This is a genomic window from Rhodococcus sp. IEGM 1379, assembly GCF_030056815.1.
Classification (GTDB): Bacteria; Actinomycetota; Actinomycetes; order Mycobacteriales; family Mycobacteriaceae; genus Rhodococcus_F.
Map to the genome: position 1 here is coordinate 1 of NZ_JASHKR010000178.1, position 1487 is coordinate 1487.

Annotated in this window: 1 protein-coding gene; it reads right to left on the reverse strand. The window is 61.9% G+C overall.

The genetic code is table 11. The features are described 5' to 3' along the window. Positions 1–25: 25 nt before the first annotated feature. A complete protein-coding gene (dprE1, locus tag QM600_RS29375) occupies positions 26–1459 on the reverse strand; it encodes a decaprenylphosphoryl-beta-D-ribose oxidase (protein WP_283265297.1) in 1434 nt (477 codons plus the stop codon). Positions 1460–1487: the final 28 nt, after the last annotated feature.

A 1487-nucleotide genomic window follows, 5' to 3' on the forward strand; every position in this document is an offset into this window, starting at 1 on the left:
GTTTGCGGGTTACCTACAGCGTTGATCACAGTTCCAGCCTTCTGGACATATCGGAGGCGAAAACGCCTGTGGGGTCATACTTTCGGCGCGTCGCGATCCACTCGTCGATGCGCGGGTACATGGCGTGGAAGGTTTCTGCGGACGTCCGCGAATCCTTGGCCGTGTACAGGCGTCCACCGAATTCGAGGACACGCTTGTCGAGTTCGGTGACAAACTCGTTGAGCCCCGGCTTGATGCGGAAGTCGACGCAGATGTTCCAGCCCGGGATCGGGAAGCTGAGCGGTGCCTGATTGCCCTCGCCGAAGAGTTTGAACACATTCAGGAACGAGTGGTGCCCGCTGCGCTGAATGTCGACGATGATCTTCTTGAACTCTTCGACAGCCTCCGGCGGCACCACGAACTGGTACTGCAGGAAACCGTTGGATCCGTAGGCACGGTTCCACTCACCGAACATGTCGAGTGGGTGGTAGAACTGCGTCAGGTTCTGGACTTTGCCCTGGTAGTTACCGGCCTTGCGGAACCAGACCTCGCCGATCGCACTGAAGTTGAACTTGTTGGCGAGGCCGTTCGGGAAGACGTCGGGGAACGTCAGCAGCTGTGGCGCGTCGAACGCGAGGGGGTTCTTCTGCAATTTGGTGGGAAGCTGATCGAGCTTCGCCAGGGAGCCACGCGAGACTGCCGCGCGGCCGAGCTTCGGGGGCGCGGAGATCGCGTCGAACCAGGCGCTCGAGTACTCGTAGTTGGCCTCGCTGCCGTCGCTGTGCAGCGCGATGGTCTCGTCGAGATTATGGGTGACGTCGCCGTCGGCGATGAAGTACGCCGTTTCGGTAGGCGTCATCTTGATGGTCGCGCGCAAGATGATGCCGGTCAGGCCCATGCCACCGATGGTGGCCCAGAAGAGAGCAGCCTTGGGATCGTTGCGCCCGCCCTTGGGAGTGAGGGTACGAACCTTGCCGTCGGCCGTCAGCAGATCCATCGACACGACGTGGTTGCCGAAGCTGCCCGCGCTGTGGTGGTTCTTGCCGTGAATATCGGAGCCGATGGCGCCGCCGATCGTGACCTGGCGAGTACCCGGCAGCACCGGAACCCACAGGCCGAACGGTAGAGCGGCCTTCATCAGCTGATCCAGATTCACTCCGGCGTCGACGTCCACCAAGGCGGTGTCACGATCGATCCGATGAATACGGTTGAGCGCATTCATGTCGATGACCAGGCCGCCGGCATTCTGCGCCGGATCACCGTACGAGCGGCCGAGACCGCGCGCGATGACACCACGTCGCAAGTGCGACGGCTTGGACTCGTTCTTTTCCGCAACCTGGGCAACCGCGCTTGCGATTACTTCCACGTCGGGGGTGGACAACACCTGTGCGGTGGTGGCGGCGGTGCGTCCCCAACCGGTGAGGGTGCGGGCTTGGGTGTGGAGAGCCTGCTGCGGCGTCTCTTCTGCTGTCGTGGACATCAAGGTAGAGGTTACCTGGGAGTAGTGC